11 protein-coding genes are annotated in these 14,278 nt (G+C 67.2%); 8 read left to right on the top strand and 3 right to left on the bottom strand.

Annotation, left to right across the window (positions count from 1 at the left end; all coding sequences use genetic code 11):
- The first annotated feature begins 99 nt into the window (after positions 1-99).
- Positions 100-1,293 (top strand): hypothetical protein, encoded by a 1,194-nt coding sequence (locus tag ACN9MZ_RS16505; RefSeq protein ID WP_426338068.1) that lies wholly within the window; start codon positions 100-102, stop codon positions 1,291-1,293.
- Here ACN9MZ_RS16505 and ACN9MZ_RS16500 read toward each other — a convergent pair.
- Positions 1,290-1,466, bottom strand: coding sequence for a hypothetical protein (locus ACN9MZ_RS16500; RefSeq protein WP_426338067.1), 177 nt, complete (start codon positions 1,464-1,466; stop codon positions 1,290-1,292). The genes ACN9MZ_RS16505 and ACN9MZ_RS16500 overlap by 4 nt on opposite strands.
- 206 nt (positions 1,467-1,672) lie before the next feature.
- On the opposite strand from ACN9MZ_RS16500, the gene ACN9MZ_RS16495 reads away from it, so the two are divergent.
- The 4 genes from ACN9MZ_RS16495 to ACN9MZ_RS16480 are packed head-to-tail and all read left to right on the top strand — an operon-like array spanning position 1,673 to position 6,523.
- Entirely contained in the window at positions 1,673-3,061 is a 1,389-nt protein-coding gene (locus ACN9MZ_RS16495; RefSeq protein ID WP_426338066.1) for a class I SAM-dependent methyltransferase, read from the top strand.
- Complete coding sequence (locus tag ACN9MZ_RS16490; protein WP_426338065.1) at positions 3,058-4,419, top strand: sensor histidine kinase; 1,362 nt, start codon at positions 3,058-3,060, stop codon at positions 4,417-4,419. Before ACN9MZ_RS16495 ends, ACN9MZ_RS16490 begins: the two co-directional genes overlap by 4 nt.
- Entirely contained in the window at positions 4,416-5,534 is a 1,119-nt protein-coding gene (locus tag ACN9MZ_RS16485) for a hybrid sensor histidine kinase/response regulator (RefSeq protein WP_426338064.1), read from the top strand. The genes ACN9MZ_RS16490 and ACN9MZ_RS16485 overlap by 4 nt, the downstream gene beginning before the upstream one ends.
- Positions 5,531-6,523: a response regulator gene (locus ACN9MZ_RS16480; protein WP_426338063.1), complete on the top strand. Its 993-nt coding sequence runs from the start codon at positions 5,531-5,533 to the stop codon at positions 6,521-6,523. Before ACN9MZ_RS16485 ends, ACN9MZ_RS16480 begins: the two co-directional genes overlap by 4 nt.
- Here ACN9MZ_RS16480 and ACN9MZ_RS16475 read toward each other — a convergent pair whose 3' ends face one another.
- Positions 6,524-7,867, bottom strand: coding sequence for a methyl-accepting chemotaxis protein (locus tag ACN9MZ_RS16475; protein WP_426338062.1), 1,344 nt, complete (start codon positions 7,865-7,867; stop codon positions 6,524-6,526).
- Between the two features lie 151 nt (positions 7,868-8,018).
- On the opposite strand from ACN9MZ_RS16475, the gene ACN9MZ_RS16470 reads away from it, so the two are divergent.
- From ACN9MZ_RS16470 to ACN9MZ_RS16460, 3 genes are all read left to right on the top strand, one after another.
- On the top strand, positions 8,019-8,201 hold the full coding sequence (locus ACN9MZ_RS16470) for a hypothetical protein (protein ID WP_426338061.1): 183 nt from the start codon (positions 8,019-8,021) through the stop codon (positions 8,199-8,201).
- Positions 8,202-8,284: 83 nt separating this feature from the next.
- Complete coding sequence (locus ACN9MZ_RS16465) at positions 8,285-12,400, top strand: ATP-binding protein (protein ID WP_426338060.1); 4,116 nt, start codon at positions 8,285-8,287, stop codon at positions 12,398-12,400.
- Positions 12,382-13,305 (top strand): diguanylate cyclase domain-containing protein, encoded by a 924-nt coding sequence (locus tag ACN9MZ_RS16460; protein WP_426338059.1) that lies wholly within the window; start codon positions 12,382-12,384, stop codon positions 13,303-13,305. The genes ACN9MZ_RS16465 and ACN9MZ_RS16460 overlap by 19 nt, the downstream gene beginning before the upstream one ends.
- On the opposite strand, the gene ACN9MZ_RS16455 is transcribed toward ACN9MZ_RS16460, so the two are convergent.
- Positions 13,286-14,275, bottom strand: coding sequence for a diguanylate cyclase (locus ACN9MZ_RS16455; RefSeq protein ID WP_426338058.1), 990 nt, complete (start codon positions 14,273-14,275; stop codon positions 13,286-13,288). The genes ACN9MZ_RS16460 and ACN9MZ_RS16455 overlap by 20 nt on opposite strands.
- Positions 14,276-14,278: the final 3 nt, after the last annotated feature.

The following is a 14,278-nucleotide window of genomic DNA, read 5'->3' as shown; positions in this document are numbered from 1 at the left end:
ATTGCACACCTGTTTGCGAGTGTGTTCTAAAATCCAAGGCACGGCCTTGATTGGAAATAATGTGAAAAATGCAATGACACTTGGCTGGGTGAACTGAGAATGGCTCATTTCCACCTGGCTTGGGAATTAGGCGGGGATCCCGCCCATGCGGGACGCTTGCGGGTCATTGCGCAAGCCCTGCTGGCACGCGGCCATGCCGTCAGCCTGTCGGTACGCGACCTGGGCCAGGCGCGCCGCCTGCTGGGCGGGCTCAACGTGACGATGCTGCAGGCGCCCCTGTGGCTGCACGGCGCCGGGCAGCATGCGGCCAGCCTGGCAGAAATCATGCTCGCTTCCGGCTATCGCGAGGCGCAGTCGCTGGACGCACTGGTGCGCGGCTGGCGCTCCGCGCTGCAGTTGCTGAAGCCGGACGTGGTGGTGGCGGAATTCGCCCCGACCGCCTTGCTGGCGGCGCGCACGCTGGATATTCCGTCGGCCGCGATCGGCGCCGGTTTTACCCTGCCGCCGCCCGGCCAGCCCTTGCCCAACTTCCGCCCATGGGAAGCGATGGACTTGCAGCGCCTGGCCGCGGCCGAACTGCATGCCCTCAAGATCATGAACACGGTGCTGGTGCACCACGGCGGCGTGCCTTATGTGCAGGCGGCCGACGCACTGCTGGGGCGCCAGCATTTCCTCTGCGCCTGGCCCGAGCTGGACCACTACGGCCGCCCGGCGGAGCGCGAGCAATGGTACGGTCCGGCCTTCGTGGCGCCCAGCGGCGAAGCGCCGCAGTGGCCGCCCGGCCACGGGCACAAGGTGTTCGTCTACCTGCGCCAGGAACATCCGGCCCACGTCGCTGTCCTGCACGCGCTGGTCATGGAAGGTTGCCGGGTGCTGTGCTACCAGCCGGAAGTCGCGGCCGGAGCGGTGCCGCCGGTGCATGCCACCAGCCTGGCGTATGCGCGCGGCCCGGTCGACCTGGCGGCCGCGCTGGCGGAGGCGCGCATCTGCGTCAGCCAGGCAGGCGAAGGCACCATTGCCCATTCCCTGCTGGCGGCGGTGCCCATGCTGCTGCTGCCGACCCAGCTCGAACGCTACCTGCTGGCGGCGCGCCTGGAACAGGCTGGCGTGGCGGTCAATGGCGGGCGTTTGCCGGGCGCGGTGGACTGGCGCGGCGTGGTGCGCAGCTTGCTGATGGACGGCCGCACCCTGATGGCGGCGCGCGGCGTGGCCAACCGTTACGCTGGCTTCACGCCGGCGCAGATGGCCGAGCGGCTGGCTGCCCGGCTGGAGTTGCTGGCGGCGAACGCCTAATGCGTTGGAGGCGGCCGGCGCTGCTCGCAGTGCTGGCGCCAGGCCAGTTCTTCCAGGGCCGCCACCGCGTCGCGCAGCCCGTCGAACCGCGCATCGGTAAAACTGCGGGCAAATCGTTCGTGGAATTCCGCGCGCTCCAGTTCTGCGGCGCTCTGCTTGCGTAACTGCTCCATCGTGATCTCCAAGGCTCGGCGCTAGTTTGGCATCAGGCAATGGTCGCGTCTGTGCGGCAGCGAACTTTTGCGGGCTCGTCTAGCTTGACAGTTTAGTAATCCCTACTAGCTTCCTGGCAATTCTTCCTAGGGAAACGTTGCGATTTGCGCCACAAGTCAGTACACTCGATTTAATTCACGGCAACCATTTAGTTCCGACAAAAAAAGTGTATTCACAGGCCCAAATCGATCCGGTCGTCAGTTTCCTGAACACGCAGGGTGAGGCAGTGCGCGGCACCATCGTGACACTCCAGCGCAAATCGCTGGTCATGGAAGTGTATAACCCGTATTCCATCGTGCAGGTCAGCGAGGTGCTCAGCGAGCTGACAGTGCGCATGGGCACGGCCAGCGCCTATATCGGCAAGGCCGTCGTGATCAGCATGGTCAACACCGGCCTGACCGCCGTGGTGTCGGTGACGCTGATCGACGAATGGCGCGAACTGAGCGAGGTGGTGATGCTGCCAGGTGCGGTGGGCCGCGAAGCGAGCAAGTTCGTGCTGGACTGGGACGAGCGCTTCCGCATCCGGCGCGATTACCAGATTGCCGTCAACGAGTCGCGCGCCTACCTGGCCGAGGTGGCGCGCTGGGTTGAGCAAGTCGACCTGTCCGATTCGCTGCCGAAGGAAGGCGGGCGCCTGCGCGCCGACGTGTTTGCCGAACTGGCCGAGCCGCTGATCATGCGCGTGCGCCGCTACTTCGACGACCTGAACAAGGAAGCGGGAATGGTCGAGGCCGATGCTGCCGCCGCCCACCGCGCTTTTGCGCAGGCGGCGCTGCACCCGCTGATCCTGCGCGCGCCATTCGTCTTCCGCACCTTCAGCAAGCCGCTCGGCTATGCCGGCGACTATGAAATGGTGAACCAGATCCTGGGCGACCCGCGCCAGGGGCCGAGCACTTACTTCCAGATCGTCAATGCGGCCTTTTTGCAGACTGCGGTAGCCGTGGCGCACCGCAACCGCATCGATATCCTGGTCGAGTTCCTGAAGCGCCAGGCCGACGCGGCGCGCCGCGTGGGGCGCCCGTACCGCGTGCTGAACGTGGGCTGCGGGCCGGCGCAAGAGATCCAGCGCTTCCTGCGCGAGTACGATGAGCCGCACTGGCTCTCGTTTGAACTGGTCGACTTCAGCGAAGAGACGCTGGCCTGGACGCGCGGCCAGCTGGGCGGCATCAGCGCCGGCCTGGCGCGCCAGCCGGACATCCGCTTCGTGCAGGATTCCGTGCACAACCTGCTGAAACGCCGCGTGGACGGGCCGCAAGTGGGCGCCGATTTCGACGTGGTGTACTGCGCCGGCCTGTTCGACTACCTGTCGGACAAGGTGTGCAGCCGCCTGCTGAGCTACTTCGCCTCCTGCATGAAGAGCGGCGGGCGCCTGCTGGTGACCAACGTCCACAGCAGCAATCCGGAACGCCCTGGCATGGAGCACCTGCTGGAGTGGTACCTGATCTACCGTGACGAGGCCAAGATGGAGCAGCTCCTGCCGCCGCAGGCGCGCGAGCGCCTCACCTATGTCGATGCGACCGGCGTCAATGTGTTTGCCGAAGCGTCGCTGCCATGACTGGACCGGTCCCCTACGTGAACCCGCAACTGCATTCGGCCTATGAGTCGGACCTGCGCGCCTACCGCCTGCGCTTCAGCCGCGGCGGCGCGTGGACCGCGATCGGCCTGGTGCTGCTGGGGATCGGGCTCGATTTCAGCCTCTATCCAGACCACCTCGGCGCATTTACCCTGGCGCGCGTGCTGGTGTCGCTGGCCATCCTCGCCATCATCGGCGTGATGCGCCAGCCATGGGGCGCGCGCAATGTGGAAGCGATGAGCTTCACCTGGCTGATGCTACCGCAGGTCATGATCGCCTGGATGATTGCCGTCACCGAAGGTGCCTCGTCGATTTATTACGCGGGCCTGAACCTGGGCGTGTTTGCCTCGGCCATCGCGTTTGCCTTCCGCATGTGGCAGAACCTGACGCTTGGCCTGTTGACCTACCTGCTGTACGCGGCCGCCTGCTGGGTGCATGACGGCCAGCCGCCGGTGGGTGGCGCTTTTGCCGTCAATTCGCTGCTGCTGGCGTTCAGTGCCGTGGCCAGTGCGGTGTGCACCTATTACAACGAGCAGGCGCGCTTCAACCTGTTCCAGCTCAAGGCGGAGCTGGCCGACAAGAACGCCCAGCTCGAGGCGAACAACCGCAGCCTGGCCGAGATCAAGGGGCAGATGCTGCAGCAGGAGAAAATGGCGGCCCTGGGCACCCTGGCGGCAGGCCTGCTGCACGAGGTGAACAACCCGGTCAACTTCTGCATGATGGCGATCGACATCGCGCTGGAGGAGCCGGCCGCCAAGGGCAGCGAAACGCTGCTGGAATGCCTGACCGATGCCAAGTCGGGCATGCAGCGCGTGCAGTACATCGTGTCCGACCTGAAGACCTTCGCCTACCGCAAGTCCGGCACCGACCACGAAAGTGCGCAATTCCTGTTCGAGCGTGCGCTGGAATCGTCGGTGCGCCTGGTGGGCCACGAGATCAAGGGCATCAAGGTGAATCGCCACCTGCAGCCGGACACCCTGGTGCGCGGCGACGAAGCGGCCATCATCGGCGTATTGATCAACCTGTTGAGCAATGCGGCACTGGCCATGCGCAAGGGCGCCACCCAGGCGCCGGCCATCGATGTGTATGCCGAAGCGCGCGGCGAACGGCTGAAGATCACGGTGCGCGACAATGGGCCGGGCATCGCGCCGGAAAATATCGGCCGCGTGTTCGAACCATTTTTCACCACCCGCGAAGTGGGGCAGGGCCTGGGTCTGGGGCTGTCGATCTGCTACAGCGTGATCCAGCGCCACGGCGGCCTGCTGGCCGCCGAGAGCATGCCGGGTGAATGGACCAGGTTCACCTTTGACTTGCCGCGCGTGAGCGGAGGCGAGAAATGAGCGATCGCAGCCAGCCGGCGACCGTGCTGTACGTGGATGATGAGGAACTGGCGCGCAAGTACTTCGCCCGCGCGGTGGAAAATGACTTCACGGTCCTGACCGCGCCCAGCGTGGACGAGGCGCTGGAGATCCTGGCCAAGCCCGACAGCGACGTCGACGTGCTGGTGACCGACTACCGCATGCCGGGCCGCGTCGGCGGCGAACTGCTGCGCCAGGTCGAGCGCGATTACCCGCACCTGGTGCGCATCCTGGTCACGGCCTACGCCGACAAGGAAGTGCTGCTGGAGACCATCAACGGCGGCGATATCTTCCGCATCCTGGAAAAGCCGCTCGATGCCAATACCGTGCGCGATGCGCTGCGCCTGGCCAGCGAGAATGCGCGCGAACGCGCGCTGCGCCGCCAGAGCCTGCTCGCAATCGAAGAAACCGTCGCTTTCCTGGCGCACGAATTGAACACGCCGCTGGCCACCATCGCCAATTTCGCGCGCAATATCCAGCGCCGCGTCAACGCCCAGCAGGAAGAGAGCGGCTTGCCGTGGCGGGCCGACATCGGCAACGCTGCGGCGCACATGAACGACAACGCGCGCTACTGCCTGTCGGTGCTGGCCTCGTTTGTCGAATCGGTCAAGCGCGCCAGCGTGGTGCCGGCGGCGCGCCTGGCCAGCGGCAGCGCGCAGCAAATGGTCGCGGCCTTGCTGGGCATGTATCCGCTGGCGCCAAGCCAGCGCGACATCATCGAAGTGGACGTGCAAGCCGACTTCACTGTGCGGGCCTCGCCCAACTGCGTGGCGCTGGTGCTGTCCTCGTTGCTGAGCAATGCGCTGCGCGCACTGCAAGGCCTGCCTGGTCCGCGGATCAGGATCACCGTGGGCGTGGCAGAGCGCCCCTATATCATCGTGGAAGACAACGGCCCGGGCATCGCGCCGGCGCTGCTGAACCGCCTGTTGCTGGACCCGGTGTCCATGCACGGCGATGAAGGCGGCAGCGGCTGGGGACTGATCTTCTGCAACCGCGTGATGCAATCGTTCGGCGGCCACCTGCGGGTGCAGTCGGAACTGGGTTGCTCCACCACCGTCACCATGAATTTCCCGGAGTTAGAGAAGGAACGAGCATGAACGAACAACAAGCGACCAGACAAGCGCCGGCGATCCTCTACGTCGACGACGAGGCGACCGCCCTCAAATATTTCCAGCGCGCCCTGGGTTCGCTGGCGCCAGTGTACGTGGCCGAGTCGGTGGAGGAGGGCAAGCGCATGCTCGACGAGCACGCCGACGACATCGCAGTGCTGGTGTCGGACCAGCGCATGCCCGGCGCCTACGGCAACGAGCTGCTGTTCTATGCGTGGGACCGCTACCCGCACATCGTGCGCATCCTGACCACCGCTTACTCAGAACTGGAGCACACGGTCGACGCGGTCAACCAGGGCCAGATCCACCGCTACATCCAGAAGCCGTGGGACATCGCGGCGCTGCGCATGGAGCTGAAGCAGGCCCTGGCCCTGGCCAGGCTGCAAAAGGAACATTCGCAACTGCTGCGCGAAAAGCTGCTGGTGCGCCAGAAGCAGGCCGTGGCCAGCCGCATCGGCACCCTGTACACCCTGGCGGCCAGCCTGTCGGCCGGCCCTTCCTTCGTGCCGGTGGAGAGCTACCTGGCGGGCGCCCTCAGCGCCGGCATGACGCCGCCGGAACCGGACTGGCTGATGCTGGACCACTCCGACCTGATCAGTTCGGAAGCCTTCCGCAGCGCCGCTTTCGGCTGCGCCGTGCGCGACCACCTGCAGGACCTGGAGCAGCGCTATGCCGATGCCGACCCGGCGCACGCCTTGGCGCTGCTGGCGGAAGCATTCGGCCCGACTTTCCGCGCGGTGGATGCCGGCCACGCCCTGTTCCTGCAGGCGTCCCAGCTCACCGAATTCCTGGAAACGCCGACCAGCGCGCCGGTCTCGTCGCAGCACGCGTTCTGGCTGGCCTGCCTGTTGTGGATGGGCAAGCGCGGCGCTTCGCTGCAAATGGCCAGCGGCGCACAGGGCGTGGAATGCCGGCTGGTGCAGGCCGACGCCGCCCTGACCCCGTCGCAGCTGGCGGCCTGGGTCGAGCAGTTCTGATCAGCGCAGCGCCGGTGCGCGCTGCTGCTGTGCGCCGTCGTCCTGGCTGCCCATGAGCTGAACCAGGCGGCGCGCATGTTCCAGCATGGTGGCCGAGGCGCTGGCTGCCTGCTGCACCAGTGCGGAGTTTTGCTGTGTCACCCGGTCCATGCCACTGACGGCGCTGCTGACCTGTTCGATGCCGTCCGACTGGGCGCGGCTGCCGTCGGTAATGCCCTGCATCAGTCCTGCCACCTGCTGGACCGATCCCACCAGTTTTTCCATCACCTGCCCGGTTGCACCGGCCAGCTGGTTGCCCTGTTCGGCCTTGCCCACCGAATCGCCGATCAGCTGGCGAATTTCCTGCGAGGCCGCGGCGCTGCGCTGGGCCAGGCTGCGCACCTCGCTGGCTACCACGGCAAAGCCGCGCCCCTGCTCGCCGGCGCGCGCCGCTTCCACTGCCGCATTGAGCGCCAGGATATTGGTCTGGAAGGCGATGCCGTCGATCACGCCGATGATGTCGTGAATGCGGCGCGCGCTGTCATGGATGGCGCCCATGGTGCTGACCACCTGGGCCACCATGGCGCCGCCCCGAACCGCCACCTGGGAAGCGCTGGACACCAGTTCGGTGGCAGCGTGCGCATCGGCGGCATTCTGGCGCACCGCCTGGGCCAGTTGTTGTACCGTGCCAACGGTGCGCAGCAGTTCGGCGGCCTGCTGCTCGGTGCGCGCCGACAAATCCTGGTTGCCGCTGGCAATGGCATGCGCAGCGTTGCTGATGGCATCGAGGCCGACATGGGCCTCGGTCACGGTGCGGTGCATGCGGTCGAAGCCGGCCTGCAGGCTGCGGCGGTCGGCCTCGGTCTGCAAGCGCTGGCGCGCGAAACTGCGTGCGAAATGGCAAAGCGCCGCGGTTTCCACCACCACGTACAGCGCGTGCACAATGATGACGGGCAGCGAAGGGCGGCTCAGGCACATGGTGCCGAAGCCGGCTTGCTGCAGGAAATTGAACAGCAAGTGGTGCAGGGCGACAAAGGCTGCGGCAGCCACGATCACGCGCCAGTCCTGGTAGACCACCAGCAGGGCCAGCAAGACGAAGATGCCGAAGTGCAGTTCGATCATGCCCATGGCCTGGTGGATGTGCAGGGCGCAGAACCACATGCAAGCGACGCCGACAGCCATGCGGCTGGCCAGCGCCTGCGGCGCCTTCCAGGCGAGCAGGCTTGGCAGCAAGGCCGCCGGCACGCCCGCCAGCAACGCCGGCTGCCAAGTGCCATACCACGGCGCCAGGCCCAGCGAAAGCGCCAGCAACAGCCACAGGGTCGGGATGAACAGCTTGTGCGCCTTGGCGTAATGGTCTTGCATTGGTGTCTCCCCAGTCATTTTAATAACACATATTGTCTGGAATAAACAGTTGCATGTCGATAAAGTAGTGAAAGTGACCAGCCATTACGTGCGCTGCGCCCGCCAAAGCTTGGCTAGCATAGGGGCAGCATCTGAAACACGGAGGCCTATCATGCCAAGAGGAGCCAGCCCGAAACGCGAGCGCGAATACAAGGAGCTCAAGCAGGAGTTCAAGCAGGAACACCGCTACCCCGGGCGCGAAGAGGAAGTGGCGGCGCGCATCGTCAACAAGCAGCGCCGCGAACACGGCGAGACCAAGGCGCAGAAAGCGCGCTCGGGACGTAAAGTGCATTAAGGAAGGCGCTTTGGGCAAGACTTTCTGGCAACTTCTCGCTGGAGAGTCGGTTATACTCGGGGCTTCGGATCACCGGAGCCGCCATGCCAGACGAAGCCTTGCCTGAACGTCCTTCCCTGCGGCACAGGATTGGCCCGGCGGGGCTGGGGACGGTGCTGGCCGGATTGCTGGCGATCGCAGTCCTGTTGCTGACCTTGCTCTCCGCAGCATTGCTGGGCTGGCGCACTGCCGACGAGCTCAAACGCAGCATCGGCCATGGCCTGGCGCAGCGCGCCGGCGATAACGCCGACCAGCTCGATGCCGCCATGTTCGAACGCTATCGCGAAGTGCAACTGCTGGCGCGGCGCGCCGGCGCCGCGGCGGGCGAACTGGGCGTGGCGCAGCGGCGCCACCTGCTGGAAGACCTGCAGCGCACCTATCCCCTGTATGCCTGGATCGGACTGGCCGACGCGGCCGGCAAGGTCACGGTTGCCACCGGCGCCGTGCTGGAGGGCGCCGACGTGTCGCGACAGCCGTGGTGGGCCGACGCGCCAAGCGGGGTGTACGTGCACGACGTACACGCCGATCCGCAGCTTGGGCAGTTGCTGCCGTCCAGCGCCGGGCGCGCGCTGCGCGTGCTGGACCTGGCTTTCCCGTACTACGACGGCGCCAGCCGCCCGGCCGGCGTGCTGGGCGTGCACCTGCACTGGAACTGGGCACGTGAACTGCTGGGCGAAAGCGTGATGGTGGTCTCGCGCGCCGGCAAGGTGCTGGCAGGCCCGGACGCCTTGCTCGAACAGCCTTTGCAAGGCGGCGCCCTGGCGCAGGCGCGGCTGCAGCATGCCGGTTACGTAGAAGAGCGCTGGGCCGATGGGCGCAACTACCTGGTCGGTTATGGACGCACGCGCGGTTACGACGGCTATCCCGGGCTGGGCTGGACCGTGCTGGTGCGGCAGGATGTCGACAGCGCCCTGGCGCCGGTACGCCGGCTGCAGGCAGGCGTGGTATTGGGCGGGATGGCGCTGGCGCTATTGTTCGCCCTGATCGGCTGGCGTACCGGACGCGCAGTGCTGCAGCCGGTGCAGCAGGCGCAGGCGGCGCTGCGCCTGGTCGAGCAGGGCGGCGCCAGCGAAGTGCCGCCCCTGGCGGGCAGCTTCAGCGAGCTCGAGGCCTTGCGCACGGCCTGCAACGCCGTGCTGCAGCGCCAGGGTGGCGAGGCGCGGCAACTGGCGCACGACAAGGCGGGACTGCAACAGCAACTCGAACAAGCCGTGGCGGAGCTGGCGCGCGCGCAAGGCGAGGGCCGGGCCGTGGCAGCGCGCATGTGCGCCATGCTCGATGCGACCCAGGAAGCCTTTATCGGCCTGACCGAAAACGGCAACGTCACGGACTGGAACGGGCGCGCCAGTGAAATCTTCGGCTGGCAGCGCAGCGAGGTGCTGGGCAAGCCGGTCGACCAATTCCTGCAGGCCGGCAGCGGCCTGCTGGCGCGCCTGGGCGACGGCAGCGTCGGCCAGCCGGTGGCGCTGACGGGCTGGCGCCGCGACGGGGCACGCTTCGACGCCGAGCTGACGCTGCGGCGCCACGCGGCCGATGGGGCGCAGGCCTATGCGGTATTCGTCACCGACGCCACGCAGGGCCGGCGCAGCGAAGAGGCGGCGGCCGAGCAGCTTTCGGCCCTGGCCAGCGCCCAGCTGGAACTGGCGGACAAGGAGCACTTCCTGCGCACGGTGGCCGACCACAATCCGGCCGCCATCGGCTATGTCGACCAGGACGAGGTGTTCCGCTTTGCCAACCGCAGCTACCAGACCTTGCTGGGCATCGACCCGGCTGCGATGATCGGGCGCAGCATGAAGGAAGTGCTGGGCGAGGCCCCGTACCGGCAAATCGAACCGCACGCGGCGGCGGCGCTGCGCGGCGAGCGGGTGCATTTCGAGACCGACACCGAGCGCGCCGGCTGGCAGCGCCATTTCATGACCGACTACATTCCCGACACCGACGTGCAGGGCGAAGTGTGCGGCTTCCACATCGTGGCGCTGGACATCACGGCGCGCAAGAAGGCCGAATTGCAGCAACAGGAAGCGAGCCGCGCCAAGAGCGCTTTCCTGGCCAATATGAGCCATGAAATCCGCACGCCGATGAATGCCGTGCTCGGCATCGGCCAGTTGCTGGAGCGTACACCCCTGAACGCCGAGCAGCGGGAATATGTGCGCCTGATCCGCGCCTCCGGCAGCGCACTGCTGGCACTGGTCAACGACATCCTCGACCTGTCGAAGATCGAGGCCGGCAAGCTGGCCGTGGTGGCGGCGCCATTCCAGGTCGACGAACTGGCCGAGGCGGTGGCGGCGGCGATGCAGTCGGCCAGCGTCGGCAAGCGGCTCGACCTGCTGCTCACGCTCGACCAGGACATGCCGCAAAGCCTGGTGGGCGATTTGCAGCGCCTGCGCCAGGTGGCGCTCAACCTGGTCGGCAACGCGATCAAGTTCACGGCCGAAGGCGAGGTGCGGGTACACATCGGCAGCAGTGCGCCCGGCAGCTCCATGGAGATCCTGCAACTGGTGGTCAGCGACAGCGGGATCGGCATGAGCGGCGAACAAGTGGGGCGGCTGTTCAATCCCTTCGAGCAGGCCGACACCTCGACCGCGCGCCGCTTCGGCGGCACCGGGCTGGGACTGTCGATTTCGCAGCAGCTGGTGCAGCTCATGGGAGGCACCATCACGGTCAGCAGCGAAGCGGGACGCGGCAGCGAGTTCGTGGTGTCGCTGCCGCTGCAGGTGGCGCGTCGCCAGCGCGCCGGCGATCTGGCCAGCGGCGTGCTGGCCGGCCTGCGCGTGCTGCTGGTGGACGACCATGTGCCGACCCTGCATTACCTGGAGGGCCAGTTGCGGCAATGGGGCTGCGTGGTGGAAACGCATGCGGCAGCGCCGGCTGCCGACACGGGAAGCTGGGACGTGGCCCTGGTCGACTCGGTGCTGCTCGACGCGCAAGGCACGGCAGCATTCGAGGGCATGTGCCTGGTGGCGCTGAACCGCAGCCTGGACCGCAATTCCTTGCCGGGCGAGGCGGCGGCGCTGGCCAAGCCGGTGCTGCCCGCTGCCCTGCGCCTGCTGTTGCAGGGCTTGCGCCAGCAGGGCGGCGCGCCGCTAGCGGCGCAGGAAGCCGTGCAGGCTGCCTACGCCAGCGTGCTGCGCGGCGCGCGCATCCTGCTGGTGGAGGACAACCCGACCAACCAGGTGGTGGCGCGCGGCGTGCTGGAGCCGGCCGGCGCGCAGCTGACGGTGGCCGAGCATGGACAGCAGGCCGTGGACTTGCTGCGCGTCGACCCGGCGGCCTTCGACCTGGTGCTGATGGACGTCCAGATGCCGGTCATGGATGGTTTCGAAGCGACCCGCATCCTGCGCGGGCAGATGGGCTTGCGGCTGCCGATCCTGGCGATGAGCGCGGGCGTGCTCGATACCGAGCAAGCCAAGTGCCTGGAGTGCGGCATGGACGGCTTCATTCCCAAGCCCGTCGATTACACGCGGATGCTGGCCACCATCGCGGCCCACCTGGGCGGCGCGGCGCGGCGGCCGACGCCGACACCCACGCCGTCAGCGGCGGCCGCGGGGCCGGCGGCCGACGCCGACGCCGACCAGCAGCCCGGCGTATTCGCCATCCGCAAGCTGCTGTCCGTGATTGGCCATGGGCCGCAGCGGCAGAACATCGTTGCGCTGGTGGAGCGCGTGGTGCGCCAGTCGCAAGCCGAGTTCGACGCCGCGCAGGCACGCTGGCAAGCGGGCGATGCGTCCGGCGCGGCTGCCGCGCTGCACGCCTTGCGCGGCGGTGTCGGCAGCCTGGGCGCGCGCAATTTTTCGGAAGCCACAGTGGCGGCCGAGCAAGCCCTGCGCGAAGGCGACGCGGCAGCCATCGGCCGCCAGTTCGCGCTGGTGCAAGACGCGCTGTCGGCAACGCTGCAGGCCGGCGCGCGCTGGCTGCAGTTGGAGCAGCCGGCGCCCGCCGCCAGGGTGCAGGAGGATTTGCAGAGTGCGATGCAGACACTGGTCGACATGCTGCGCCGCCAGGACCTGGATGCGCTCGAACAGTTTCGCCAGTTGCGGCCGCAGCTGGCCAGCCAGCGCGGCGACGATGCGGCGGCCCAACTGGAAACAGCAATAGAAGCGTTGGACTTCGGTACCGCGCTCGACGTCCTGAATGAGGAAGCATGGAAAGCACCATCCTGATCATCGATGACAACCCAGACACTATCCGCCTCATGAGCGCCATGTTGCGCGAGCAGGCAAGGGTGCTGTTTGCCACCAATGGCCTGGCGGGCCTGGAGATTGCGCGCGCCCAGCGCCCGCAACTGATCCTGCTTGACCTGCAGATGAAGAGCATGGACGGCTTTGCCGTTTGCGAGCGCATCATGGCCGACCCCGACCTGCGCCATTGCCCGGTGATTTTCGTCACCGCCAGCAGCGGCGTGGAGAGCGAGATCGCCTGCCTCGATGCCGGCGCCGTCGATTTCATCACCAAGCCGCTGAGCGGACCGGTAGTGCAGGCGCGGGTGCGCACCCACCTGCGCCTGCAGGCGGCGCTGGCCAGCCTCGACACGCTGGCCCACAAGGATGGCCTGACCGGGCTGCACAACCGGCGCTATTTCGACGAGCAGTTCGCGGTGGAACTGGCGCGGCACCGGCGCCAGGGGGCTGCCCTGGGGGTGGCGCTGGTCGATGTCGATCACTTCAAGCTGTATAACGACCACTACGGCCACCAGACGGGCGACGAATGCTTGCGCGCCGTGGCGCAAGCGCTGGCGCAGTGCACGCGCCGGCCTGGCGAACTGGTGGCTCGCTACGGCGGCGAGGAGTTCGTGGTGCTGCTGCCAAACAGCTGCGTGGACGAGGTGCAGCGCTACGGGGCATGGGTCTGCGAGCATGTGGCCGGGCTGCGCATGCCGCATGCCGCCTCGCCGGTGGCGCCGCATGTCACCATCAGCGCCGGCCTGTGCTCGCTGTCGCCGGATATCGACGACACGCCGGCCAGCGCGCTGGAAGCGGCCGACAGGGCCTTGTATGAAGCCAAGCGGGCCGGCCGCAACCGCGCCATGCTGGACGGCGCGGCAAGCGCTAAGTGCCGGGCAAGCTGATACGGTTGCGCCCCATGTGCTTGGCGCGGTACAGCGCCGCATCGGCCGTCGCCACCAGCTGCGCCGGCTGGTGCTCGTGGGAGGCAATCGCAGTGGCCGCGCCGATGCTGACCGTGACATAGTGCTGGGCCGCGCCGATATTCGGCAGGCGCAGCGCTTCGACGCGGCAGCGTATCCGTTCCGCCACGATGGCAGCGCCTTTGAGCGACTGGTTGGGCAGGATCACGGCAAATTCCTCGCCGCCGTAGCGCGCCACCAGGTCGTTGGCACGCATTTCGCTCGCCACGGCGGCGGCGATGCGCTTCAGGCAGTCGTCGCCGCCGACGTGGCCGTAGGCGTCGTTGTACTGCTTGAAGTTGTCGACGTCGACCATCAGCAGCGACAGCGGTTGCGCCTGGCGCAAGGCGCGCTGCCATTCGGCCAGCAGGGTGTGGTCGAAGCAGCGCCGGTTGGCCAGCCCTGTCAGGCCGTCTCGCGTTGCCAACTGCTCCAGCGCGATCTGGGCCTGCTTTTCCTCGGTCAGGTCGCGCAGGGTTTCCACCACGGCCACCAGTTGGCCGTCGCTGTCGTAGATCGGACTGGCGTCGGCGGCCAGGTAGCGGCGGCCGGCGGTGCGCGGCATTTCACACCAGTTTTCGGCGCACAGGTTGTCCTTGGCGCCAGCCGGACCGCGCGACTGGCCGTCGTACAGGTCCAGGATCTCGCCGGTGCGGCCGGCGATCACCAGGTCGGCCAGTGTCGGGCGCTGATTGGCGTAAAAGGCGCACCAGTGCCCGCTGGTGCCGAGCAGCTCGTGCGCCGGCACGCCGGTCAGGCGCTCGCAGGCCCGGTTCCAGATGACGACCCGGCCCTGGGCGTCGAGCACGAAAGTGGGAATGACCAGCAGTTCCATCAGCTTCAGCGCAAAGCCCTGCGGCTGGTCGGGGGAGGGTGCTTCCATCAGATGGGAGATCTTGAGGAGACTATTCATTTG

It is taken from the genome of Pseudoduganella sp. S-14 (assembly GCF_049913285.1).
In the GTDB taxonomy this organism is placed as follows: Bacteria; Pseudomonadota; Gammaproteobacteria; order Burkholderiales; family Burkholderiaceae_D; genus Rugamonas.
Note: the sequence above shows the minus strand (reverse complement) of the source record. Positions and strands in the feature narration are given on the sequence as shown.

Excerpts from the sequence above, each read along its gene's own strand:
- ACN9MZ_RS16505 (WP_426338068.1), top strand. The coding sequence starts at position 100 with ATGGCTCATTTCCACCTGGCTTGGGAATTAGGCGGGGATCCCGCCCAT.
- ACN9MZ_RS16500 (WP_426338067.1), bottom strand. The coding sequence starts at position 1,466 with ATGGAGCAGTTACGCAAGCAGAGCGCCGCAGAACTGGAGCGCGCGGAA.
- ACN9MZ_RS16490 (WP_426338065.1), top strand. The coding sequence starts at position 3,058 with ATGACTGGACCGGTCCCCTACGTGAACCCGCAACTGCATTCGGCCTAT.
- ACN9MZ_RS16485 (WP_426338064.1), top strand. The coding sequence starts at position 4,416 with ATGAGCGATCGCAGCCAGCCGGCGACCGTGCTGTACGTGGATGATGAG.
- ACN9MZ_RS16480 (WP_426338063.1), top strand. The coding sequence starts at position 5,531 with ATGAACGAACAACAAGCGACCAGACAAGCGCCGGCGATCCTCTACGTC.
- ACN9MZ_RS16475 (WP_426338062.1), bottom strand. The coding sequence starts at position 7,867 with ATGCAAGACCATTACGCCAAGGCGCACAAGCTGTTCATCCCGACCCTG.
- ACN9MZ_RS16470 (WP_426338061.1), top strand. The coding sequence starts at position 8,019 with ATGCCAAGAGGAGCCAGCCCGAAACGCGAGCGCGAATACAAGGAGCTC.
- ACN9MZ_RS16465 (WP_426338060.1), top strand. The coding sequence starts at position 8,285 with ATGCCAGACGAAGCCTTGCCTGAACGTCCTTCCCTGCGGCACAGGATT.
- ACN9MZ_RS16460 (WP_426338059.1), top strand. The coding sequence starts at position 12,382 with ATGGAAAGCACCATCCTGATCATCGATGACAACCCAGACACTATCCGC.
- ACN9MZ_RS16455 (WP_426338058.1), bottom strand. The coding sequence starts at position 14,275 with ATGAATAGTCTCCTCAAGATCTCCCATCTGATGGAAGCACCCTCCCCC.